This window comes from Streptomyces sp. NPDC059909, assembly GCF_042730885.1.
In the GTDB taxonomy this organism is placed as follows: domain Bacteria; phylum Actinomycetota; class Actinomycetes; order Streptomycetales; family Streptomycetaceae; genus Streptomyces.
Genome location: NZ_JBHWKX010000005.1, coordinates 73,887 through 96,831, shown reverse-complemented (window position 1 = coordinate 96,831; position 22,945 = coordinate 73,887). Strand labels below are relative to the sequence as shown.

Below are 22,945 nucleotides of genomic sequence, written 5' to 3'. Positions count from 1 at the left end.
GGGTGTGGTCCTACCGGAAGGACAGATGCTCCCCGGAGGCCCGGGGTTGCCTCGGGAAAGGGACCGCCCGAGGCGATCACAGCGCCGAGCGGACCGCCCGCACCAGAGCCTGTGCACGGGGATCCGCCGTGACCCCCTTGCGCATGCCGTTCGTGACGTACCCGAACGCGATGCCCGACTCGGGGTCGGCGAAGCCCAGCGAGCCGCCACGGCCCGGGTGGCCGAAGGAGCCGGGGCCGAGCAGCGGGGAGGCGGGCCCGTGGAGCATGTAGCCGGGACCGAAGCGGGTGCCGACGACGAGGACGCGGTCCGGGCCGGCCGACTCCTCGGTGCGGGCGAGGGTGACGGTGGCCGGGGCGAACAGGCGGTGGCCGTCGACGTCGCCGATCGTGGCCGCGTAGAAGCGGGCCAGCGCGCGGGCCGTGGAGATGCCGTTGGACGCGGGGAGTTCGGCGGCGCGGTAGTGCGGGTCGTTCTCGTCCGGCAGCGGGTCGATCGCGCCGAAGGCGCGGCGGGTGAGGGACTCCGGGTCGCGGTAGGCCTCGGAGACGGACCGCTTGGGGCGCAGCTTCAGCCCGCCGCCCGCGGCGGTGGGCGGCTCCTCGACCGGGCCGAGCCGGCCGACGCGGTGCGCCTCCTCGGCGGGCAGCCCGACCCAGAAGTCCAGGCCGAGCGGGCGGGCTATCTCCTCGGCCGTCCAGCGGCCGAGCGTGCGGCCGGTGACCCGGCGGACGAGCTCCGACAGCAGCCAGCTGTACGTCTGCGCGTGGTACCCGTGGTCGGTGCCGGGCTCCCAGGCCGGGGCCTGCGCGGCCACGGCCCGCGCCCCGGACGTGCCGTCGGTGGCCTCCGCCACGGTCAGGGGGCGATCGAGTGCGGGCACGCCGGCCCGGTGCGCCAGCAGATGCCGTACGAGCACCCGCTCCTTGCCCGCCCCCTTGAATTCCGGCCAGTACGTCCCCACGGGCGCGTCCAGGTCCAGCTGCCCGCGCTGGTGCAGCAGCAGCGGTACGGCGGCGGCGACGCCCTTCGTCGCCGAGCGGACGACCTGCGCGGTGTCCACGGCCCACGGAGCGGTCCCGTCGACGTCCCGCGTCCCCGCCCACAGGTCGACGACCTTCACGCCGTCCCGGTAGACGGCGACGGCCGCGCCGCGCTCCCCGCGCTGCTCGAAGTTGCGTACGAAGGCGTCCCGGACCGGCTCGAAGCCTTCCGCCACCGTGCCCCGGACGTCCACGTCCCACACTCCCTGTCCCGATCGGTTGCCCCCATGGTGCAACGTGACCGCGCGGGTCCGGATTCCGGGTCGGTCACGGACTCAGCTCAGGACGATGGAGACGTCGATGTTTCCGCGTGTGGCGTTCGAGTACGGGCAGACCTCGTGGGCGGCGGCCACGAGTTTCGACGCGAGCTCCTGGTCGACGAGCGGCAGCGAGACGGCGAGCGAGACCGCCAGTCCGTAGCCGCGGGACTTGTTGGGGCCGATGCCGACCTTGGCGGCGACCGTGGAGCGGCTGAGGTCGTAGCCCGCCCTGCGGCCGACGAGCACCAGCGCGTTGTGGAAGCAGGAGCTGTATCCGGCCGCGAAGAGCTGCTCCGGGTTGGTGCCCTCGCCGTCGCCGCCGAGCGCGGGAGGCATCGCGAGGCGCAGGTCGATCCGGCTGTCGTGGCTGGTGACGTAGCCTTCGCGGCCGCCGTGTGCGGTGGCCTCCGCCACGTACATGATCTTCGTCGGCCGGGTGTCCTGGTCCGTCATCGTCCTCCGCCCTCATGGATGAGATGTGCGCAAGTACATCGCGCGCAATGTATCGGAGTCGACGGAGACCGTACTACCCAGGGGTAGCCGGGCAGGCGGTCAGCCTCGCTGCGGAGCGGACGCCGATCCGGAGGCGGACGCCGGGCCGGGGCCGGGAGTGCCGGAGGCGGACGCCGGGCCGGGGCCGGGAGCCTTGCCGGAGGCGGACGCCGGGCCGGAGGCGGACGCCGACGCGCGCGCCGCCAGCCGGTGCAGCTCGCCCCGCAGCCGCGCGATGTCCTTCGCGCCCATGCCGGTGCTCACCAGCAGCGACTCCGGCACGCATGCCGCGCGCGCCCGCAGCCCCTCGCCGTGCTCGGTGAGCACGACCCGCACCGAACGCTCGTCGGAGGCCGACCGCTGCCGCCGCACGAGACCCGCCGACTCCAGCCGCTTCAGCAGCGGCGAGACCGTCCCGTAGTCCAGGCGCAGGGCGGTTCCGAGTTCCTTCACCGGGATCTCGCCCCGCTCCCAGAGCACCAGCAGCGCCAGGTACTGCGGGTAGGTCAGGCCGAGTTCGTCGAGGAGCGGACGGTACGCCGCCGTCACCGCGCGCTGGGCCGCGTACAGCGCGAAGCACAACTGGTCGTCCAGCAGCAGCGACGCCGCGGGACCTGGGGCTGCGACCGGTTCCTCGTTCACGCGCCCATTGTCACAGCCCGCGGGTCGAAACCGAACGGCAGCTCCAGCCGGTGCGCGCGCATCAGTTCGGCGTCGCCGAGCAGGTCCTGCGTCCGGCCGTCGGCCGCGATCACACCCTCGCTGAGGATCACCGAGCGCGGGCACAGCTCCAGGGCGTACGGCAGATCGTGCGTGACCATCAGCACGGTGACGTCCAACGACCGCAGGATGTCGGCGAGTTCACGGCGCGATGCCGGGTCGAGATTGGACGAGGGCTCGTCGAGGACGAGGATCTCCGGCTCCATCGCGAGCACCGTCGCGACGGCGACCCGACGGCGCTGGCCGAAGGAGAGGTGGTGCGGGGGGCGCTCCGCGTACTCCGCCATCCCGACCCGCCGCAGCGCGGTGGTCACCCGCTCCTCCAGCTCCGCGCCGCGCAGCCCGGCCGACGCCGGTCCGAAGGCGACGTCCTCCCGGACCGTCGGCATGAAGAGCTGGTCGTCGGGGTCCTGGAAGACGATGCCGACCTTGCGGCGGATCTCGGCCATGTGCTGCTTGCCGACCGGCAGTCCGGCGACGGTGACGGTGCCTGCACCGCCGGTGAGGATGCCGTTCAGATGGAGCACGAGGGTCGTCTTGCCGGCGCCGTTCGGGCCGAGCAGCGCGACCCGCTCGCCGCGCGCGATGCCCAGGTCGACACCGAAGAGGGCCTGGTGGCCGTCGGGGTAGGCGTATGCGAGGCCCTTGACCTCCAGCGACGTCGTCATAGCGTCCAGCCAAGCAGACAGACCGCGAGCGCGGTGAGCGGGAGGGCGGCGGCCCGCGTCCAGTCGGCGCGGTCCGCGGTCACTTCGTCGATCATGGGCATCGTGCCCGCGTACCCGCGGCTCACCATGGCCAGGTGCACCCGCTCACCGCGCTCGTACGAGCGGATGAAGAGCGCGCCCGCGGACTTGGCGAGCACGCCCCAGTGGCGCACGCCGCGCGCCTCGAAGCCGCGCGAGCGGCGGGCGATGGACATGCGCCGCATCTCGTCGGAGATCACATCGCCGTAGCGGATCATGAACGTGGCGATCTGCACCATCAGCGGCGGCAGCTTGAGCCGCTGCAGTCCGAGCAGCAGGGAGCGGAGCTCGGTGGTCGACGCGAGCAGGACGGAGGCGGCGACGCCCAGCGTCCCCTTGGCGAGGATGTTCCAGGCGCCCCACAGTCCGGGGACGGAGAGGGAGATCCCGAGCAGCTCGGTCCGCTCGCCCGGCACGACGAAGGGCATGAGCAGCGCGAAGGCGACGAACGGGATCTCGATCAGCAGCCGCTTCAGCAGGAAGGCAGCCGGGACGCGTGCCGCGGCGGCGACCACGCCCAGCAGCACCGCGTAGAGGCCGAAGGCCCAGACCGCCTCGCGCGGCGTGGCGGCCACGACGATCACGAAGCACAGGGCCGCGGCGATCTTGCAGTGCGGAGGCAGCTCATGGACCGGCGAGTGCCCGTGCCGGTAGAGCTTGTGGGCGTGGCCCGCTCCCATGTCAGGACGCCACCGTGCTGGTCTCGGCGGCTCCGGTCCCGGCGGTGCGGCGACGGCGTACCACCCAGAACACACCGGTGCCGGCCGCGACCGTGGCGCCGACGCCGATCACGCCCGCGAGACCGCCGGAGAGCCTGGCGTTGTCGACGTCCTCGACGCCGTAGTCGGCCAGCGGCGAGTCGGCGGCGGCGTGGTCCTCGACCTTCCTGTCGATGCCCTTGTCGGCGGCGACCTTCTCCAGTCCGTCGGGGCTCGCGGAGGCGTAGAAGGAGACGACACCGGCCAGGACGAGGGAGGCGGCGAGGCCGGCGATCCAGACGGGGCGCGTGGAGCCCGTGGCCACGGGGGCGGCGGCCGACGTGGGCTCGGCGTCGACCAGCTCGCCGCCGACGCGCAGCTTGAGCGGGGCGGACAGCCCGCGCGCGCCGTACACGAGATCCGGGCGTACGGCGATGACGGCACCGACCGTCAGCATCGTGATCACGGCCTCGCCGATGCCGATCAGGACATGGACGCCGGCCATCGCGCTCAGCACCGTGCCGATCGGGACGTCGGTCGTGCCGCCGATCGCGTAGAGGAGCGTGAAGGCTGCGGCCGCGGCCGGTACGGAGACCAGCGCGGCGGCGAAGGTCGCGACGGCCACCGAGCGCCGGCTGCGGGGCAGGGCCTTCACCAGCAGGCGGAAGAGCCCGTACGCGACGGCGACCGTGACCACGCCCATGACGGTGATGTTCACGCCGAGCGCCGTGAGGCCGCCGTCCGCGAAGAGGACGCCCTGGAGCAGCAGGACGACGGCGATGCACAACACGCCGGTGAAGGGTCCGACGAGGATCGCCGCCAGCGCGCCGCCGAGCAGATGTCCGCTCGTGCCGGCCGCGACCGGGAAGTTGAGCATCTGGACGGCGAAGATGAAGGCGGCGACGAGACCGGCCAACGGTGCCGTGCGCTCGTCGAGTTCACGGCGGGCGCCGCGCAGGCTGACGGCGACGGCACCGGCGGCGGCGACCCCGGTTGCGGCGGAGACGGGCAGATCGATGAATCCGTCAGGGACATGCATGTGCGGGACTCCGCTTTCGGGCAGGGCTGGTCAACCGTCCGATCATGCGCCCTATTGCGAATAACTTGCAAGAGCGCCTCAATGACAAGTGCTGACGGCCCGCCCAGGACTTCAAGCGGAAAATATGCGACATTGGATGACAAATAGCGCCAAGGTGAGGAGCCGACCGATGCCCCCCGTAGTCGAGCCCTCCTCTGTCGAAGAGCTTGCCAAGGCCCGGATCGTCAACGACGCCCCTCATTACCGGCGGATTCCGGTGGCCCTCCGTTACGACCCCGATCAGGATCCCGCCGCCGTCCGCTTCGTCTTCCCCAGAGGCATCGAGTGGACCTTCCCGCGCGAACTCCTGGAGAGCGGTCTGCGCTCCCCCTCCCGGCGCGGGGACGTGAACGTCTGGCCGTGCGGACGCGCCCAGGTGGTCGTCGAGTTCCATTCGCCGGAGGGGGTCGCGGTGGTCCAGTTCGACTCCCGTCCCCTCATCCGCTTCCTGCGCCGGACATACGCAGAGGTGGCCGCGACCGCCACCAGTTCGTGACGGGCACGGCCACCCCGTAAGACCCTCGGGATCAGACGCGGACGAGCTCCCGGTCCTCGTCGGAGCCGGCGCCCGCGCCGGAATCGGCATCGGAGCCGGCGGCCGCGGCGTCCTTCTTCCGCAGCTGCTCACCCTCCACGTCCACGCCGGGCAGCACCCGGTCCAGCCATCGCGGCAGCCACCAGGCCGTGTGACCCAGCAGGGCCAGCACCGCAGGCACGATCGCCATCCGGACGACGAAGGCGTCGAAGAGGAAGGCGAGGCCGACGACGAGCGCCAGATACGGGATCAGCGCGTCGTTCATCTTCTGCGAGAAGTCGAGAGGGCGCCGTAGCCGACCTCGCGCAGCAGCTCGAGCACGGCGTCGTACAGCTCGGCCGCCCGCTCCGGCGTGAGCCTGGTGCGTGCCGCCGCCATGTCGACCCCCGAACGAAACGGTTTCGTACAGTACGACTGTACGGCGCCTTCCCATCGAAACGAAACCGTTTCGTACGTGTCTCGGCTCGCAAAAGCCCCCGCCCCACAAGTTGCCGCGCCCTGCATGCGCGGAAAGCATTGGGGGGTGAGAGAAGACGTCGCGTATCTCCGCTTCCCGCATCTGCACGACGACTTGCTGTGCTTCGCGGCAGAGGACGATCTCTGGATCGCGCCCCTCGTTCCCGAAGGCCGGACCCCGGGCCGCGCCTGGCGGGTCACCGTCGACCGGACCCGGGTCGGCCACCCCCGCTTCTCGCCGGACGGCCGCCACATCGCCTTCACCACTTGGCGCAGCCTCGACCCCGAGATCCATCTGGCGCCGGTCGACGGCGGCCCGGCACGGCGGCTCAGCTACTGGGGCTCGACCGACACCCGGGTGTGCGGCTGGGACCCGGACGGCAACATCCTCGCCGTCTCCTCGCACGGCCAGCCGTTCTCGTACTTCTCCTGGGCCTACAAGGTGTCCACGGACGGCGACCCCGGCAAACGGCTCCCCTGGGGACCGGTCGCGGACATCGCGGTCACCGATGTCGACGGCTGCCACCGCACGCTCCTGCTCACCGGCAAGCCGCCGCACGAGCCCGCCGCGTGGAAGCGCTACCGGGGCGGCGCGACGGGGCGGCTGTATCTGCACGGGGAGCGGCTGCTGCCGGACCTCGGCGGCCATCTGGACAGCCCGATGTTCGTGGACGGCCGCATCGCCTTCCTCTCCGACCACGAGGGCGTCGGCAACCTCTACTCCTGCCTCCCCGACGGCACGGATCTGCGCCGCCACACCGACCACGACGCCTTCTACGCCCGGCACGCGTCGAGCGACGGGCGCCGCGTCGTCTACCAGTGCGCGGGCGACCTGTGGATCGTCGAGGACCTGGGGGCGACGGACGCGGAGCCGCGGAAGCTGGACGTACGGCTCGGGGGTCCCCGCGCGGGGCGTCGGCACTACCAGGTCCCGGCCGCCAACCACGTCGACGGGCTGTCGGTCGACACGACGGGCCGGGCCAGCGCCATTTCCGTACGCGGCAGCCTGTACTGGCTCACCCACCGCGACGGCCCGGCCCGGACGATGACGGACGCCCCCGGGGTGCGGGTGCGGCTCCCCGAGATGCTGGGCAACGGCGGCCAGGTCGCGTACGTCACCGACGCCGAAGGCGAGGACGCGATCGAGATCGGGTACCTCCCGCGGGCGAGCGGCGACCGGGAGCCGCGGCGGCTGGCCTCCGGCCGGCTCGGCCGGGTGCGGGAGCTGAAGTCGGACCCGGCGGGCGAGCGCCTCGCCATCGCCTCGCACGACGGGCGACTGCTGCTCATCGACGCGACCGAGGAGTCCGACGGCGCGGTGACGGAGCTGATCCGGTCCGACAACGGGCCGGTGCGCGACCTCGCCTTCTCCCCCCTGGGAAACTGGCTGACCTGGTCGCACCCGGGCATCGGACGCTCCCTGCGGAAGATCAAGATGGCGCGGCTCGACGGGCCGGGTCCCCGCGCGATCGTCGACGTCACCAACGGCCGCTTCGAGGACGAGAACCCCGTCTTCACCCGCGACGGCCGCTACCTGGCCTTCCTCTCATGGCGCGGCTTCGACCCGGTGTACGACGTGCACACCGGGGATCTGTCGTTCCCGCTGGGCTGCCGCCCCTATCTGGTGCCGCTGTCGTCCGCGACACCCTCGCCCTTCGCGCTGCTGCCCGACGGGCGTCCCGCGGCCGGCGGCCTGGACCCGGTGGAGGCCGAGCCCGGCGAGGGCGCGGCCTCGGTGGAGGTGGAGGGCCTGGAGAACCGCGTCACGCCCTTCCCGGTGTCCGCGTCCAAGTACTCGGCGCTGTACCCGGTCCACGGCGGCGGTCTGGTCTGGCTGCGCTGGCCGATCTCGGGCGCGCTCGGCGAGACGTTCGCCAACCCCGCCGACCCCTCGCCCCGGCCGACGCTCGAGTACTTCGACATCACCAAGGCCCGCAAGACCGAACTCGTCCCGCATCTCGACTGGTTCGCGGTGAGCGGCGACGGTACGCGGCTGGTGGTCGTCGACGACGGCGAGCTGCGGGCGGTGCCCGCGACCGAGTCCGGCGACAGCGACTCCACCGTCTACATCGACCTGCGCCGGATCCTGCACGAGGTGGATCCGTGCGCGGAGTGGCGGGGTGCGTACGAGGAGGCGGGGCGGCTCATCCGCGCGTACTTCTGGGAACCGGACATGTGCGGCATCGACTGGGACGGGGTGCTGGAGCAGTACCGCCCGCTGGTCGAACGGGTCGCGTCCCCCGACGAGTTCGCCGATCTGCTGCGCGAAGTGCTGGGCGAGCTGGGCACGTCGCACGCGTACGTCACCCCCGCGCGCCGCAACGAGGGGCCGCCGCACTACCAGCGGGCGATGGGGCTCCTCGGCGCCAACCTGGTCCGCAGGGACGAGGGGTGGGTCGTCAGACGGATCCTGCCCGGTGACTCGTCCGACTCCAAGGCCCGTTCCCCACTGGCCGGTACAGGCATCCGCGACGGTGCCGTACTGACACATGTGGACGGGCGGCCCGTGGATCCGGTCGCCGGGCCGTATCCGCTGCTGTCGGCGGCGGGCGGCACGACCGTCGAACTGACCTTCCAGCCGTCCGAGGGCGAGGGACCGCCCCGCCGGGTCGCGATCGTGCCGCTGGTGGACGAGCGTCCGCTGCGCTACCAGGACTGGGTCGCGAAGCGCCGTGATGTCGTACGCGAGATCAGCGGCGGCAAGTGCGGGTATCTGCACATCCCGGACATGGGCGGCTCGGGCTGGGCGCAGTTCAACCGTGATCTGCGGAAGGAAATGTCCCGGCCGGCGCTGATCGTCGACGTACGCGGCAACGCGGGCGGCCACATCAGCGAGCTGGTCATCGAGAAGCTGATCCGCCCGATCCTGGGCTGGGACCTGACGCGCAACGCCCAGCCCGTCTCGTACACCTCGAACGCACCGCGCGGCCCGGTCGTCGCGCTCGCCGACGAGGCGACCTCGTCCGACGGCGACATGATCACGGCGGCGTTCCGGCTGCTGGGACTCGGTCCCGTGGTCGGCCAGCGCACCTGGGGCGGCGTCGTCGGCATGACCGGACGGCACCGGCTCGGCGACGGCACGGTCATCACGGTCCCCATGAACGCGGCGTGGTTCGACGCGTACGGCTGGTCCGTCGAGAACCACGGCGTGGACCCGGACATCTTCGCCGAACGCCCCCCGCTGCACTGGGCCGAGGGCAAGCGCACGGACCTGGAGACGGCGGTCCAGGTCGCCCTCGACCGCCTCGAACAGCATCCGGCGGCAACCCCTCCCGGCTACGACAAGGTCCCGGACCGCCGCCGCCCGAAGCTCCCACCCCGAACCTGACAGCCGGCCCCGGCGGTTGAGGACGGACCCCTGACAACTGACCGGTGCCGGTCACGAGTCGGGGGTCCGTGGGCCGGCCCCGGTTCGGGAAGGGGCAGGGTGGCCGCATGGGGCCGCCGCAGGTGACCGAGTCCCCAGCCGCATCCGCACGGCACGCGGACACGCGGCACGCGGACACGCGGCACGCGGACACGCGAAAGGGGCGCACCCCGTGCACAGGGTGCGCCCCTTCACTCAGCCTCGGACGTCAGGCGTCGTAGTCCTGGTCGAAGCGGTCGTCGGCCTCCTGCTGGAGCCGGCGCGACTCGTCGTTCGTCTCGCGCTGCTTCGAACCCGGCTGCTGGGAGCGCTGCGGCTGCGGCGAGCGCTGCTGGGTCCGCCCCGGCTGCGCGTGCTGCTTCTGGGCGCGCTGCTGCGGGGAGCGCTGGGGGGACCCGGCTTCCTTCGGGTTGCCCATGTGCTGCTTGCCCTGCTCCGCCAGCTGCTGAGCCTTGTCCTTGAACTGGTCCTGGATACCCATCTGGTTCACTCCTGGAAGGGTGAGATCGGTGGGGGGCCTGTGCAGGCCCCCCGGGCCTCGACCAGCCTGGCATGCACGGACATAGCGCGCATTTCGATCAATTACGCTGCGTATTCCCGCCCCGTTCCAGCTCGTCGGCCGCCCCGCCGGCGCCCACGAGCCCCTTGCTCACCCCGGTCAGCCGCGGCTCGAAGCGCCGCATCTCGCGCTGTCCGACGGTGGCTACGAGCCCGGGCAAATACCCGCGCACCGACTGCATCCCGCGCAGCCACCACTGCGCGTACACATGCGCCGAGCGGCGCTCGATCCCGGCGACGATCCGATCGACGGCGGGCCCGAGCGGATACGTACGGTTCGCCGGCCACGGCAGCCGCTGCCGCAACTCCCGCATCACCTCGTCCTGGTCGGCGCCGCGGACCATGTCCGTGTCGGTCCAGGACAGATAGCCGACGCCCACCTTGACGCCCTTGTACGCGACTTCGGCCCGCAGCGCGTGCGCGAAGGCCTCGGCACCCGACTTGGACGCGCAGTACGCCGTCATCATCGGGGCGGGGGTGATCGCGGCGAGCGAGGCGATCTGCAGGAAGTAGCCCCGGCTCTCCATCAGTACGGGCAGGAAGGCGCGGGCGGTGACCGCGCCGCCGACGAGATTGACCTCGATGACGCGCCGCCACGCCTCCGGATCGGAGTCCGCGAAGAGCCCGCCCGCCGCCACCCCGGCGTTGGCGACGACGATGTCGACCTTGCCGAAGCGCTCCTTGACCTCCTGCGCGACCCGGGCCATCGCCTCATGGTCGGTGACATCGGCGTGCCAGTGGTCGCAGTCGGTGTGCAGCCGCGCGGCGACCGCCTTCAGCTCGTCCGGCTCCAGGCCCACGAGCGCGACCTTCGCCCCGCGCGCGGACAGCTTGCGGGCCAGCAGCTCGCCGATTCCGCGCGCCGCACCCGTGACGACGGCGACCTGTCCCTCGAGACCGACCCTGCTCATACGACCTCCTCCATATTGTTCTCCCCCAGAGCCTTCGGCCTGGGGGTGCCCCCATCTCCGTCCGCTCGGGGCAGAGGTGCGGGCATCGTCGACGTCCGCGGCCCGGCGGCCTCGCGTGCGTCGCTCACGGTTTCCTTCCTCACGTATGCGTCCACCAGCGTGCGGATCTGGGCGGTGACCGCCTCCGGGGCCTCCACCGGCGTCATGTGCCCCATCCCGGCGAGCTCGACGAGGCCCACGCACTCGGGCAGCGTGGCCACCAGCGCACGGGCGTGCACGATCGGGGTGAGCCGGTCGGCGCTGCCCGCGACGACGGCCGTGGGTACGGACAACTCCCGTACGCCCGCATCGAGATCGAGCTCGGCGAGTACGTGCGCCCAGGCGACCCGGGTCGAGCGCGGGCAGGCGTGCACGATCCGGGCGCACTCGGCGACCTTCTCCGGCGCCGCGCCGGGCCCCATCGTCCCGTACCGCAGGATCCGCTTGGAGAGCGGAGTGACCGGGCCGAGCGGGGCGCGCGAGCCGAGGATCGCGCGGGTCATCCGGGTGCGTGCCCGGCCCTGCCGCATCGGCAGCACGAGCGACTCGGCGACCAGCTGGGAGCTGCCGGTGCTGCACAGCAGCACGGCGGCGGCGTGCTCGGCGAACTTCGGCCGCCCTGCGGCCGCCATGAGCGTCATCCCGCCCATGGAGTGCCCGGCCAGCACCGCCTTCCTGCCCGGTTCGAGCGCGGTGGCGAGCACGGCCTCCAGATCGTCGGCGAGGGCGCGGGTGCTGTGCGCGCCCTTCGCGACGGCGGGCGTACGGCCGTGTCCCCGCTGGTCGTAGGCGATCACGCGGTGATCGGCGGCCAGGTCCCGTATCTGCGCCGACCAGAAGTGGGTGGAGCAGGTCCAGCCGTGGGAGAGCACGACGGCGGGCGCGTCCTCGGGGCCGTGCAGTTCCACATGGATCCGGGAGCCGTCGGCGGAGACGGCGGTCAGTTCACGGGTGGCGACGGGCGGGGCGGGGGCCGCCCCTGCGGTCCGCTTCATGAGCCGGCTCACTTGGCCTCCTCCGCGACGAGCTCGGTGGCCTCGGTGGCCTCGGCGACCTCGGCGGCTTTACGGGGACGCGGCGGGCGGATCACCTCGTACTCGGCGAGGTCCACCTCGCGCGTCTCGCGCCGGAACTCCCCTGTCGTGCCCGGCCAGATGGTGGTGTTGCGGCCGCTCACGTCCAGGTACCAGCTGGTGCAGCCGCCCGTGTTCCACACGGTGCGCTTCATCCGCTCCTGCACTCGCCGGTTCCACGCGCCGACGGCGGAGCGCCGAGCGCCGAGCGCGACCCGGCCACCGAGCACCCCCAACTGCCGCATGTAGTCGGCCATGTAGTTCAGCTGGGACTCGATCATCAGGATCATCGAGCTGTTCCCGAGCCCGGTGTTGGGCCCGATGATCGTCATCCAGTTGGGGAACCCCGCGGCGGTCGCGCCGCGCAGCGACTCCATGCCGCCCTTCCACGCCTCCGCGAGCGTGATCCCGTCGGCGCCCACCACCCGCTCGGCGATCGGCATGTCGGTGACGTGGAAGCCGGTGCCGAAGATGATCGCGTCGGCCTCGGTCTCCGTACCGTCGGCGGCGACGACCGTGGAGCCGCGCACCTCGGTCAGCCCGGACGCGACGACGTCGACGTTGGGCCTGGCGAGCGCCGGGTAGTAGTCGCTGGACAGCAGGATCCGCTTGCAGCCGATGCGGTAAGAGGGCGTCAGCTTCGCCCGCAGCGCCGGGTCCTTGATGGACTTGGCCATGTTGGCCTTGGCGAGGGACTCGATCAGCCCGAGCTGGTTCGGCCGCTTGGTGAACGCGCTGACCTGCAACTCCCTGATGCCCCACAGCAGTCCGCGGCGCGCGGTCCCGGTGAACGGCAGCTGCCGGTGCAGCCAGCGCTCGACCCCGCTGACCCGCCGGTCCATGCGCGGCATCACCCACGGCGGGGTGCGCTGGAACAGGGTCAGCTTCCCGACCTCGGGCTGGATGGACGGCACGATCTGGATCGCGGAGGCGCCGGTCCCGATCATCGCGACGCGCTTGCCGCGCAGGTCGTAGTCGTGGTCCCAGCGGGCCGAGTGGAAGACCTTCCCGGGGAATTCGGCCAGCCCCGGGATCTCGGGGATCCTCGGGTCGGAGAGCGGCCCGGTCGCCGACACCACGACGTCCGCGGTCAGGGTCCCGGCCGAGGTCTCGATCTCCCAGCGCAGCTCGTCGCCGTCCCAGCGCATCATCGTCACTTCGTGGCCGAAGCGGATGTGCGGGCGGAGCCGGAAGGTGTCGGTGACATGCTCCAGGTACGCCCGGATGTGCTCCTGTCCGGAGAAGGTGCGGGGCCAGTCGGGGTTGGGCGCGAACGAGAACGAGTAGAGGTGGGACGGTACGTCGCAGGCGCACCCGGGATAGCTGTTGTCCCGCCAGGTGCCGCCGACCGAGTCCGCCCGCTCGAGGACGACGAAGTCGGTGATCCCCTCGCGGCGCAGCCGGACGGCCGCGCCGAGGCCACCGAATCCGGATCCGATCACCGCCACCCGTACGTGTTCGTGCTGCTGGCCCATGCCGCCGCCTCCCGCTGAACGACCCAACCGTGCCAGCGTTCACTGGCACGATTGGCAGGGTAGGGCTTCGGCTTTGTGCGCGGTAGAGGTCGGACGCGACAAGTTACCGGCGGTACAACATAGGCTTCGGCTGTGGCAGAAGGACGCGAGTACCGCATGGAGGAGCTGGCCGAGGCGGCCGGCATCACGGTGCGCACCCTGCGCTTCTACCGCGAGCGCGGACTGATCCCGCCACCGCGCAGGGAGGGCCGTATCGCCTGGTACGACGACCACCACCTGGCCCGTCTGCGCACCATCGCCGCCCTGTTGGAGCGCGGCCACACCCTGAGCGGTATCGCCGACCTCGCCGCCGCCTTCGAGAGCGGCCGCGACGTCGGCGAGGTCCTGGGCCTCGGTGAGCCCACCGAGGAGACCCCGGTCCGCCTCACCCCCGAGGAACTCGCCGACTACTTCGAGGGCGAGGTCACCCCCGAGAACCTCGCCGCCGCGCTCGACCTCGGCTATCTCGCCACCGACGGCGACGAGATCGTCCACATCAGCCGCCGTCTGCTCGACGTCTCCGCCGCTCTGGTCAAGGAGGGCGTCCCGCTCGCCGCGGTCCTGGCCGCCGGCCGTGAGGTCCGCGTCCATGCGGACGCCCTGGCCTCCCTCTTCACCGATCTCCTGCGCACCCACGCCACCGACAAGGACATCGAACGCCTCCGCCCCCTCGCGAAGAGCGTGGTGGACGCGGAGCTCTCGATGGCCCTCGACCGCCGTCTCCGCCCCGACCCGGGCCCGTCCGGCGATTGAGGCCGGCCGCAACTGAGCCCGCCGGCGCTTGATGACGGACACCCGGGCGGTACCGGGGCCAGGGCGAAGCCCGGGCCGGACGCCCGGACCTAGACCTCGAAGACCGCCGTCACCGGCGCATGGTCACTCCACCGCTCCCCGTGACTCGCCGCCCGCTCCACATACGCCTTCACGCACTTCCCGGCCAGCCGCGGCGTCCCCACCAGCAGGTCGATACGCCACCCGGTGTCGTTGTCGAAGGCCCGCCCCCGGTACGACCACCACGAGTACGGCCCCTCCTGCTCGGGATTCATGGACCGCACGACGTCCACGTACCCCGCGCCGCCCTCGCCGTCGGCGTACACCCGGCCGAGCCACTCCCGCTCCTCCGGCAGGAAGCCGGAGTTCTTCCTGTTGCCCTTCCAGTTCCTTAGGTCGGCCTCCCGGTGCGCGATGTTCCAGTCGCCGCACACCAGCACGTCGCGCCCCTCGGCCGCCGCCCGATCCTTCAGGCCCCTGAGATACGGCAGGAAGGCGTCCATGAAGCGGAACTTCTCGTCCTGCCGCTCGGTCCCCACCTCGCCCGAGGGCAGATAGAGGCTGGCCACCGTGACGCCGGGCAGGTCGGCCTCGACGTAACGCCCAGTGCCGTCGAACTCCTCGCTGCCGAATCCCGTCCGCACGGCATCCGGCTCGCGCCGCGAGTAGACGGCGACGCCCGCGCGGCCCTTGGCGGCGGCAGGGACGTGGACCACGTGCCAGCCCTCGGGGCTGCGCACCTCGTCGGGGAGCTGGTGCGCCTCCGCCCGTACCTCCTGCAGGCACACCACATCGGCGGAGGTCTGCGCCAGCCACTCGACGAAGCCCTTCTTCGCGGCGGCGCGCAGTCCGTTCACATTCACGGTGGTCACAGTGAGCATTCCGGCACAATATCCGAGAGAGACCGGTGCGCATACATGTACGATGTTTCGCATGATTATCCGGCCGACTGCTTTCGACCACCCCGACGCCGTCAAGCTCAACGACCAGGTGCAGCTCGAATACGTGGCGCGCTACGGCGACGAGGGCGACGCCACACCCCTCGACGCGTCGATGTTCCGCCCGCCGCGCGGACTCTATCTGCTCGCGTACGACGACCTGGGCCGCCCCGTCGCCACGGGCGGCTGGCGCACCCAGGACAGGAACGACGAGGGGTACGCGGACGGCGACGCCGAACTGAAGCGGATGTACGTCGTCCCGGAGGCGCGCGGCCTCGGCCTGGCGCGCCGCATCCTGACGGCGCTGGAGGAGGACGCACGCGCCGCGGGCCGGACCCGGATGGTGCTGGAGACCGGCACGGCCCAGCCGGAGGCGATCGGGCTGTACACGTCGAGCGGCTACGAGCTGTGCGCGAAGTTCGGCCACTACCGGGAGTACGAGAACAGCCGCTGCTTCGCGAAGCCGCTCACCTGAACACTCCGAACCCCTCCGAGGTGCCGAAGTCGCCGACATGACCGAAGCCACTGGCGCCCCAGAAGTCTCTGACGCGCTCCTGACAGAACGCCCCGCTCCGTGGCACCCTGCCTCACGCACGCCGATCCGCACCGTTCTCATCCCCACACCTGCCACGGCAGAAGGAGACATGCGTGAGACGCCATCGCACAGCCGCAGGCATTCTGTTAGCCGTCGGAGCCCTGCTCACGGGCGGCCTGACGACCGCCAACGCGGCCACTCCCGCCCCGCTTCCCGCCCATGAAGTCCCGGCCGCCGTACAGCAGCAGGCGGCCGCCTTCTGGACCGCGGACCGGATGCGGAGCGCCGTCCCGCTCGATCTGCACCTCGGCGCGAGCGCGCTGAAGAGCCTCAAGGCCCCGAAGTCCGGCGGCGCGGCGACGACCGTAGCGCCCACTCCCGCCGCCGGATCCGCCGCCGTCGGCCCCACCGCCTTCCCGCAGGCGGGCGGCCCCTGGACGGGCGGCGGCGCCGTCGTGAAAACCTCCGGCCGGGTGTTCTTCACCTTCCAGGGCCGTACGGCATCCTGCTCCGGCAACGCCGTGACCAGCCAGAACGCCAGCACGGTCATCACGGCCGGGCACTGCGTCAAGTACCAGGGCAGCTGGCACACCAACTGGGTCTTCGTGCCCGCGTACAACAACGGCCAGGCCCCGTACGGCCAGTGGACCGCCTCGAAGACGCTCACCACCCCGCAGTGGGAGGCAAGCGAGGACATCAACTACGACGTCGGCGCCGCGGTCGTCGCCCCGCTGAACGGCCAGACGCTCACCTCGGTCACCGGCGCGCAGGGCATCCAGTTCAACGGCGGCTACAACAAGCAGATGTACGCGTTCGGCTTCCCGGCCGCGTCCCCGTACGACGGCACGAAGCTGATCCACTGCAGCGGGAACAGTTCGCGCGACTTCCTGTTCTCGCAGGACCACAGCCTGGGCTGCAACATGACGGGCGGCTCCAGCGGCGGCCCCTGGTTCACCGGCTTCAGCGAGACGGCCGGCACCGGTCTCCAGGTCTCGGTGAACAGCTTCGGCTACACCTTCCTGCCGAACCGGATGTTCGGACCGTACTTCGGCAATGACGCGAAGGCGCTGTACGACAAGGCACAGGTGTCCTGAGCCCTGGGCACGTCCGTCCATGGACACCGCACGACTCCGCTCGACAGTGCACGACACCGCACGACCATGGACGGACGTGCCCGCCGTCGCCATGATCGGCTCGTACAGCAGCGCGATCGCACAGCGCGGTCGCGCGGCGGAGCCCCAGGGACGAGAGGCGGACGTACGGATGGCGACGCACTGGGCGGACTTCCAGTACGAGATCTATCTGAACGGTATGACGGGGGCCGTGCCGCGGCTGCCCACCGATCTGACCCGGCTGGAGGAGCTCGCCGAACACCGGCTCGGCCCCGGCCCGTTCGGTTATGTCGCGGGCAGCGCCGGCAGCGGCAGCACCGCGCGCGCCAACCGCGACGCCCTCGACCGCTGGCGGATCGTGCCGCGCATGCTGCGCGACGTGCACGAACGCGACCTGACGGTGGAGGTGCTGGGGCGGACGATCCCGGCCCCGCTGGCCCTCGCCCCCGTCGGCGTACTGTCGATCATGCACCCGGACGCGGAGCCGGCCGCCGCGCGTGCGGCCGCGGCGCGCGGCGTGCCGTACATCCTGTCCTCGGCGTCGAGCACGCCGATGGAGCAGGTCGCCGAGGCGATGGGCGACGGCGAGCGGTGGTTCCAGCTGTACTGGGCCAAGGACCGCGAGGTGACGGCGAGTTTCCTGGCGCGGGCGAAGGCGGCCGGGTTCACGGCGCTGTTCGTCACCCTGGACACCCCGCTGCTGGCCTGGCGTCCACGCGATCTGGACCAGGCCTACCTCCCCTTCCTCCACGGCGTCGGCACGGCGAACTACTTCTCCGACCCCGCCTTCCATGCGGGCCTGGCCAAGCCGGTGCACGAGGATCCGAACGCGGCCGTGATGCACTTCGTCGGCATGTTCGCCGACCCCGCCAAGACCTGGCCGGACCTGGCCTTCCTGCGCGAGCACTGGGACGGCCCGATCGTGCTCAAGGGCATCCTGCACCCGGACGACGCCCGCCGCGCCGCCGACGCGGGCATGGACGGCGTGGTGGTCTCGAACCACGGCGGCCGCCAGGTGGCCGGTTCCGTCGCGGCGGCCGACGCGCTGCCGCGCGTCGTCGAAGCGGCCGGCGACCGGCTGACCGTGCTCTTCGACAGCGGCATACGCACGGGCGACGACATCGCCAAGGCCCTCGCGCTGGGCGCCCGCGCGGTGCTGCTCGGCCGACCGTACGCGTACGGCCTCGGCCTCGACGGACAGGCGGGCGTCGACCACGTCATCCGCTGTCTGCTCGCCGAACTCGACCTCACGCTGGCGCTGTCGGGCCACGCGGGCCCGGGGTCGCTGACCGCCGACGATCTCGTGAAGGAATCCGCATGACCACGACCGCCGCCAAGAACGTCCTCGCCGTCATCTCCCCCCACGTCGGGGGCCGTACGGCCGGGGCCGCCCTCGCCGGCCTCCTGCCCGGCGCCCGGGTGACGGTCGTCGAGGCGACGGACGAGGACCCGGCCGCCCTGCGCGACGCGCACGTCATCCTCACCGGGCTCGGCCCGGTGACCGCGGAGCACATCGCCGCCGCCCCCGGCCTGGAACTCGTCCAGTGCGCGAGCCACGGCTACGACTACGTCGACACGGGCGCCGCGCGCGCCCGTGCCGTCCCCGTCTGCACCATCGGCTCCAGCGGCGCCGAGCAGCAGAACGTGGCCGAGCAGACCTTCGCCCTCATGCTCGCCCTCGCCAAACAGCTGATCCCCGCCCACACCGCCCTCGTCGACGCCGACTGGGCCCTGCCGCGGCTCCAGCAGTCGATCACCGAACTCTCGGGCAAGACGCTCGGCATCGTAGGCCTCGGCCACATCGGCGAGGAAGTGGCCCGCCGCGCGGTCGCGTTCGACATGCGGATCCTCTACGCCGGTCCGAGGCGCGCCGCGCAGGAGACCGAGGCCCGGCTCGGCGGGGCGCGCCACGTCCCCCTCGACGACCTGCTGCGCGCCTCCGACTACGTCACCCTCCACGCCCCGCTGACCGACGGGACCCGCCATCTCATCGACGCGACCCGCCTCGCCCTCCTCAAGCCCACGGCCTTCCTCGTCAACACCGCCCGCGGCGCGCTCGTCGACCAGGACGCCCTCGCCGACGCCCTGTCCTCCGGCACCCTGGCGGGCGCGGGCATCGACGTCTTCGACCCCGAGCCCCCGACCGCGGCCCTCCGTCTGCTCAAGTCCCCGAACGTCGTTCTCTCCCCCCACGTCGCCGGCGTCACCCGCGAGACCCTGGTCCGCATCGCGCTGGCCGCCGTCCAGAACGTGATCGACCACTTGGACGGCAAACCGCTGCGGGACGTGATGCCGTAGCGGCCGGCCCGGGTCCGGCCGGAACCCGGCTCGGGCCGGGGACCGAAGGGGGCGGAGGCATCCGGCGCCCACGGCGTTCGCCGGCCGTACCGCGGGCTGTCACGAGGCGTCCTCCGGGAAGTACCCCGCGCGCGCTGTCCTTGGGGCGCCCCTCGCCAGTCTCCCACTAGCAGAGGTCAACTCACCCATGGCAGAACTCAACCGTCGTCGCTTCCTGCAGCTGGCAGGTGGCGCCACCGCGCTCACCATGCTGTCCGACAGCATCGCCCGGGCGGCCGCCATCCCCGCCCAGGGCAGCACCGGCACGCTCCAGGACGTCGAGCACGTCGTCGTCCTGATGCAGGAGAACCGTTCCTTCGACCACTACTTCGGTACGATGAAGGGCGTACGGGGCTTCGGCGACCCCCGCCCCGTCACCCTGCCCAGCGGCAAGTCCGTCTGGAACCAGGCGGACGGCAAGAAGGTGACCCTGCCGTTCCGGCCGCCGGGTGACGACCTCGGCATGGAGTTCCTCCAGGGCCTCAACCACGACTGGGCGGGCGGCCAGAAGGCCTTCAACCAGGGCAAGTACGACCAGTGGGTGCCCGCGAAGACGGCCACCACCATGGCGTACCTGACGCGCGAGGACATCCCGTTCCACTACGCGCTCGCCGACGCCTTCACCATCTGCGACGCGTACCACTGCTCCTTCATCGGCTCCACCGACCCGAACCGCTACTACATGTGGACGGGCCACACCGGCAACGACGGCAAGGGCGGCGGACCTGTCCTCAACAACGCCGAGGCCGGGTACGACTGGACCACCTACCCCGAGCGCCTCGAAGCCGCCGGGATCTCCTGGAAGATCTACCAGGACACCGGCGACGGACTCGACGCCGCCGGCTCCTGGGGCTGGATCAGCGATGCCTACCGCGGCAACTACGGCGACAACTCCCTGCTGTACTTCAACAAGTACCGCACCGCCCAGCCCGGCAACCCGCTGTACGACAAGGCCCGCACCGGCACCGACGCCAAGAACGGCGACGGCTTCTTCGACGTGCTCCGCGCCGACGTCCAGGCGGGCCGGCTCCCGAAGATCTCCTGGATCGCCGCCCCCGAGGCGTTCTCCGAGCACTCCAACTGGCCGTCCAACTACGGCGCCTGGTACGTCGCGCAGGTCCTGGACGCCCTGACGTCGAACCCCGACGTGTGGGCCCGCACCGCCCTCTTCATCACCTACGACGAGAACGACGGCTTCTTCGACCACGTCGTGCCGCCGTACGTGCCGGCCGGGGCCGCCCAGGGCCTGTCCACGACCCCGACCACCCTTGACTGGTTCCCGGGCGCGTCGGGCTACGTCGCCGGACCGTACGGCCTCGGCCCCCGCGTACCCATGATCGTCGTCTCCCCCTGGAGCACCGGCGGCTACAGCTGCTCCGAGACCTTCGACCACACCTCGATCATCCGCTTCATCGAGCGCCGCTTCGGGGTGCAGGAACCGAACATCTCGCCCTGGCGGCGCGCCGTCTGCGGCGACCTGACCTCCGCCTTCGACTTCGCGCGTACGGAGACGGCGCCGGCCGAACTGCCGCCGACCGCCGGCTACTACCCGCCCGACCGCGACCGCCACCCCGACTTCCTGGCCCCCGCCCCGGCCGTCGGCACGATGCCCCGCCAGGAGCCGGGCAGCAAGCCCACCCGTCCGCTCAAGTACGCCCCGTACGTGGACGGTTCCGCCGACATCGGCACCGGCAAGTACCGGCTCGCCTTCAGCGGCGGCGCGGCCGCGGGCGCGCAGTTCTACGTCACGTCGGCGAACCGTACGGACGCCCCCTGGACGTACACGGCCGAGGCGGGCAAGTCGATCGAGGACAGCTGGAACACGAAGTACTCGAAGGGCGTCACGGACCTTACCGTCCACGGCCCGAACGGCTTCCTGCGCCGCTTCCGCAACCCCGGCAGGACGGCGGGCCCGGAGGTCAGCGCCCGCCACAACGCGGCCACCGGCAACCTCGACCTGACCTTCACCAACGCCGCCACCGCCGACGCCCAGCTCACCGTCGCCAACGCCTACGGCGGCACCCCCCGGACCGTCACGGTCCGCAAGGGCGCGACGGTCACGCACTCGGTCGACCTGAGCGGCTGCCGCAACTGGTACGACGTGACGGTCACCTCCACCACCACGGCCGACTTCGTGCGCCGCTTCGCGGGCCACGTCGAGACGGGTGCCCCGGGCCTGTCCGACCCGGGCATCCTCACCGACTGACCCTCAGCGACTGATCCGGTCGCCGACCGCGCGCAGCACGCGCCGCTCCAGCACCGCGAGGTGCTCGGGGCGGCGCGTGCGCGCATGCCTGAGCAGCAGATCCCGCGCCGTGGCCCCGACCCTGCGCTTCTTCGGGTGCCTGGCCGTGGACCCCTCGCTCGCGAAGAACTCCACGGCCCCGTCCAGCCCTGTCGCGTCGGTCTCCCGCACCGCCCAGGCCAGCTCCTCCGTCGTCGCCGCCTCCAGCAAGGCGAGAGGCGCGAGCCGTGCCACCATCCGCGCGGCGCCCCGACCGCCCACCGGCGCCGCCAGCCACCTGAGCACCAGCCCGAGCGGCACACCCCGCACCCCACCGGCCTCGGGAACCTCGCCCCGCGCCCACCCCTCGGCATACACCCACAGCGCCTCCGGTGCCGCCGCCGCCCAAGCGGCCCGCTGCCGACCGGGAACGCTCCCCGGGTCCGCGGGATCCAGCAGCCCCGGCCAGTGCCCCTCGAAGCTGCGGATGCGCTGACCGGCCGCGTCGTACGGCCTGAGCCCGCGCTCCTCCTGGCACATGCACTCGAAGTCGGCGGGCTGGTCCGGGGCGTCCGCCAGTACGGCCACCAACTCCCCTACCTCGTCCGGGTCGGTGATCTCGTACGACGAGGGATGCCCGGGAAAGGCGGACAGCTGCGCCCGATCCGACACAACGACGCGCACCGCCCTGGTTATCGGCTTCACGGTGCGATCGTAGGCGGGAGTCCCCGGACGGGTCCGGCGCTCCGCCAAGGGCCGGGGCGTCGCGCAGACGGGCCGCGTCCGGCCCCGCCGATCCGCACGACCACCACGACCTGCAAGAGTGGTCCGGTGCTTCTGAACCCCGAGAAAACCCTGTTCGTTCGGGGTGCCACTCCCGCGCTCCTGCTGTCCGACGCCCCCGTCCACGACGCCCTGCCGGTCCTGACCGCACCCGATGGGGCGGTGCCCCGGTGCGAGGGATGGAGCATCGTCCCCCAGCTCACCCTGTGTGTCGTGGACGGTCCGGGCGAGCACGGACTCGTCGTCCCCGCCCTCGTCGCGCCCGTGCTCGACGGGACCGGCGCGAGCACCGAGCCGGGTGACATGGCCGACTGGTGCACGGACGCCGAACAGGCCGGTGGCGCGGTCGTCCTGTCCCTCGAGCAGCTGCCCGACGTGCTCGATTGGGCCCATCTGCTGGGCTCGGGCACCTCTCGCGGCGGCTTCGTGTCTCTCCTGGCCTGACCTCAGCAGCCGACCTCGCGGAGCGGTACCGCCCCGAATGTCGTCGGCGTCGCGGTCGTCCTGGCCGCCTCCCAGCAGCACGACAGAGCCCCTGCCGGACATCTCCGACAGGGGCTCTGACCTGTTGTGGACCTGAGGGGATTTGAACCCCTGACCCCCTCGATGCGAACGAGGTGCGCTACCAGTCTGCGCCACAGGCCCTTGCAACGAGTGAAACCTTAGCATCCCGATCGGGGTGCTTGGAAATCCGTTCCTCGCTGGTCAGCCGGGGCACGGTTCCGCAGGTCATGTCGCGGCGCGCGCCGCAGGTC

Annotated in this window: 21 protein-coding genes, 1 tRNA gene and 2 pseudogenes; 9 read left to right on the top strand and 15 right to left on the bottom strand. The window is 71.9% G+C overall.

The features are described 5' to 3' along the window. Positions 1 to 76: 76 nt before the first annotated feature. The 6 genes from ACFV9O_RS06585 to ACFV9O_RS06560 all read right to left on the bottom strand — a co-directional run bounded on the left by ACFV9O_RS06585 (position 77) and on the right by ACFV9O_RS06560 (position 4,998). Positions 77 to 1,237, bottom strand: a complete 1,161-nt coding sequence (locus ACFV9O_RS06585) for a serine hydrolase domain-containing protein (protein ID WP_385413130.1) — start codon at positions 1,235 to 1,237, stop codon at positions 77 to 79. Positions 1,238 to 1,318: 81 nt separating this feature from the next. Next, positions 1,319 to 1,756, bottom strand: coding sequence for an organic hydroperoxide resistance protein (locus tag ACFV9O_RS06580; RefSeq protein ID WP_385413127.1), 438 nt, complete (start codon positions 1,754 to 1,756; stop codon positions 1,319 to 1,321). Between the two features lie 99 nt (positions 1,757 to 1,855). Beyond that, complete coding sequence (locus ACFV9O_RS06575) at positions 1,856 to 2,437, bottom strand: MarR family winged helix-turn-helix transcriptional regulator (protein ID WP_385413124.1); 582 nt, start codon at positions 2,435 to 2,437, stop codon at positions 1,856 to 1,858. Then, positions 2,434 to 3,183 carry an energy-coupling factor ABC transporter ATP-binding protein gene (locus ACFV9O_RS06570; protein WP_385413122.1) on the bottom strand — a complete coding sequence of 250 codons (750 nt, stop codon included), beginning with the start codon at positions 3,181 to 3,183 and terminating at the stop codon, positions 2,434 to 2,436. Before ACFV9O_RS06570 ends, ACFV9O_RS06575 begins: the two co-directional genes overlap by 4 nt. Next, positions 3,180 to 3,941: a cobalt ECF transporter T component CbiQ gene (gene cbiQ / locus ACFV9O_RS06565; RefSeq protein ID WP_385413120.1), complete on the bottom strand. Its 762-nt coding sequence runs from the start codon at positions 3,939 to 3,941 to the stop codon at positions 3,180 to 3,182. Before cbiQ ends, ACFV9O_RS06570 begins: the two co-directional genes overlap by 4 nt. A gap of 1 nt (position 3,942) precedes the next feature. Next, positions 3,943 to 4,998 carry an energy-coupling factor ABC transporter permease gene (locus ACFV9O_RS06560; RefSeq protein ID WP_385413117.1) on the bottom strand — a complete coding sequence of 352 codons (1,056 nt, stop codon included), beginning with the start codon at positions 4,996 to 4,998 and terminating at the stop codon, positions 3,943 to 3,945. Between the two features lie 169 nt (positions 4,999 to 5,167). Here ACFV9O_RS06560 and ACFV9O_RS06555 point away from each other — a divergent pair, with 169 nt between their 5' ends. Continuing rightward, positions 5,168 to 5,533 carry an SsgA family sporulation/cell division regulator gene (locus ACFV9O_RS06555; RefSeq protein WP_385413115.1) on the top strand — a complete coding sequence of 122 codons (366 nt, stop codon included), beginning with the start codon at positions 5,168 to 5,170 and terminating at the stop codon, positions 5,531 to 5,533. A 31-nt stretch (positions 5,534 to 5,564) separates the two neighbouring features. On the opposite strand, the pseudogene ACFV9O_RS06550 reads toward ACFV9O_RS06555, so the two are convergent. Both ACFV9O_RS06550 and ACFV9O_RS06545 read right to left on the bottom strand, forming a co-directional pair. Beyond that, positions 5,565 to 5,834, bottom strand: a pseudogene (locus tag ACFV9O_RS06550) (MMPL family transporter); the annotation flags it as partial. Positions 5,835 to 5,851: 17 nt separating this feature from the next. Then, positions 5,852 to 5,950 (bottom strand): annotated as a pseudogene (locus ACFV9O_RS06545) (TetR family transcriptional regulator); the annotation flags it as partial. A 145-nt stretch (positions 5,951 to 6,095) separates the two neighbouring features. Here ACFV9O_RS06545 and ACFV9O_RS06540 point away from each other — a divergent pair. Beyond that, on the top strand, positions 6,096 to 9,356 hold the full coding sequence (locus ACFV9O_RS06540) for a S41 family peptidase (protein ID WP_385413112.1): 3,261 nt from the start codon (positions 6,096 to 6,098) through the stop codon (positions 9,354 to 9,356). 247 nt (positions 9,357 to 9,603) lie between these two features. On the opposite strand, the gene ACFV9O_RS06535 is transcribed toward ACFV9O_RS06540, so the two are convergent. The 4 genes from ACFV9O_RS06535 to ACFV9O_RS06520 form a co-directional block, all read right to left on the bottom strand. Beyond that, on the bottom strand, positions 9,604 to 9,876 hold the full coding sequence (locus ACFV9O_RS06535; protein WP_385413288.1) for a hypothetical protein: 273 nt from the start codon (positions 9,874 to 9,876) through the stop codon (positions 9,604 to 9,606). Positions 9,877 to 9,973: 97 nt separating this feature from the next. Beyond that, positions 9,974 to 10,864, bottom strand: coding sequence for an SDR family oxidoreductase (locus ACFV9O_RS06530; protein ID WP_385413110.1), 891 nt, complete (start codon positions 10,862 to 10,864; stop codon positions 9,974 to 9,976). Further along, the gene (locus ACFV9O_RS06525; protein ID WP_385413286.1) at positions 10,861 to 11,898 is read right to left on the bottom strand and encodes an alpha/beta fold hydrolase; all 1,038 of its coding nucleotides are present in this window, start codon (positions 11,896 to 11,898) and stop codon (positions 10,861 to 10,863) included. The genes ACFV9O_RS06530 and ACFV9O_RS06525 overlap by 4 nt, the downstream gene beginning before the upstream one ends. Before the next feature lie 8 nt (positions 11,899 to 11,906). Next, complete coding sequence (locus ACFV9O_RS06520; protein ID WP_385413108.1) at positions 11,907 to 13,451, bottom strand: flavin-containing monooxygenase; 1,545 nt, start codon at positions 13,449 to 13,451, stop codon at positions 11,907 to 11,909. Between the two features lie 156 nt (positions 13,452 to 13,607). Here ACFV9O_RS06520 and ACFV9O_RS06515 point away from each other — a divergent pair, with 156 nt between their 5' ends. After that, positions 13,608 to 14,243, top strand: coding sequence for a MerR family transcriptional regulator (locus ACFV9O_RS06515; RefSeq protein ID WP_385413283.1), 636 nt, complete (start codon positions 13,608 to 13,610; stop codon positions 14,241 to 14,243). Positions 14,244 to 14,332: 89 nt separating this feature from the next. Here the strand turns inward: ACFV9O_RS06515 and ACFV9O_RS06510 are convergent, their stop codons facing one another. Further along, complete coding sequence (locus tag ACFV9O_RS06510) at positions 14,333 to 15,142, bottom strand: exodeoxyribonuclease III (protein WP_385413106.1); 810 nt, start codon at positions 15,140 to 15,142, stop codon at positions 14,333 to 14,335. Positions 15,143 to 15,194: 52 nt separating this feature from the next. Here ACFV9O_RS06510 and ACFV9O_RS06505 point away from each other — a divergent pair, with 52 nt between their 5' ends. The 5 genes from ACFV9O_RS06505 (at position 15,195) to ACFV9O_RS06485 (ending at position 21,389) form a co-directional block, all read left to right on the top strand. Continuing rightward, positions 15,195 to 15,674 carry a GNAT family N-acetyltransferase gene (locus ACFV9O_RS06505; protein WP_385413104.1) on the top strand — a complete coding sequence of 160 codons (480 nt, stop codon included), beginning with the start codon at positions 15,195 to 15,197 and terminating at the stop codon, positions 15,672 to 15,674. Positions 15,675 to 15,847: 173 nt separating this feature from the next. Beyond that, a complete protein-coding gene (locus ACFV9O_RS06500; protein WP_385413102.1) occupies positions 15,848 to 16,828 on the top strand; it encodes a trypsin-like serine peptidase in 981 nt (326 codons plus the stop codon). Between the two features lie 169 nt (positions 16,829 to 16,997). After that, a complete protein-coding gene (locus tag ACFV9O_RS06495; protein WP_385413281.1) occupies positions 16,998 to 18,167 on the top strand; it encodes a lactate 2-monooxygenase in 1,170 nt (389 codons plus the stop codon). Next, positions 18,164 to 19,144 (top strand): 2-hydroxyacid dehydrogenase, encoded by a 981-nt coding sequence (locus ACFV9O_RS06490; RefSeq protein WP_385413100.1) that lies wholly within the window; start codon positions 18,164 to 18,166, stop codon positions 19,142 to 19,144. Before ACFV9O_RS06495 ends, ACFV9O_RS06490 begins: the two co-directional genes overlap by 4 nt. A 187-nt stretch (positions 19,145 to 19,331) precedes the next feature. Continuing rightward, positions 19,332 to 21,389, top strand: coding sequence for a phosphocholine-specific phospholipase C (locus ACFV9O_RS06485; RefSeq protein WP_385413096.1), 2,058 nt, complete (start codon positions 19,332 to 19,334; stop codon positions 21,387 to 21,389). A gap of 3 nt (positions 21,390 to 21,392) precedes the next feature. Here the strand turns inward: ACFV9O_RS06485 and ACFV9O_RS06480 are convergent, their stop codons facing one another. Further along, a complete protein-coding gene (locus ACFV9O_RS06480; protein ID WP_385413093.1) occupies positions 21,393 to 22,112 on the bottom strand; it encodes a hypothetical protein in 720 nt (239 codons plus the stop codon). A 126-nt stretch (positions 22,113 to 22,238) separates the two neighbouring features. On the opposite strand from ACFV9O_RS06480, the gene ACFV9O_RS06475 reads away from it, so the two are divergent. Continuing rightward, a complete protein-coding gene (locus ACFV9O_RS06475) occupies positions 22,239 to 22,634 on the top strand; it encodes a hypothetical protein (RefSeq protein WP_385413091.1) in 396 nt (131 codons plus the stop codon). Between the two features lie 127 nt (positions 22,635 to 22,761). On the opposite strand, the gene ACFV9O_RS06470 is transcribed toward ACFV9O_RS06475, so the two are convergent. Then, positions 22,762 to 22,835 (bottom strand) — tRNA-Ala (locus ACFV9O_RS06470). Positions 22,836 to 22,945: the final 110 nt, after the last annotated feature.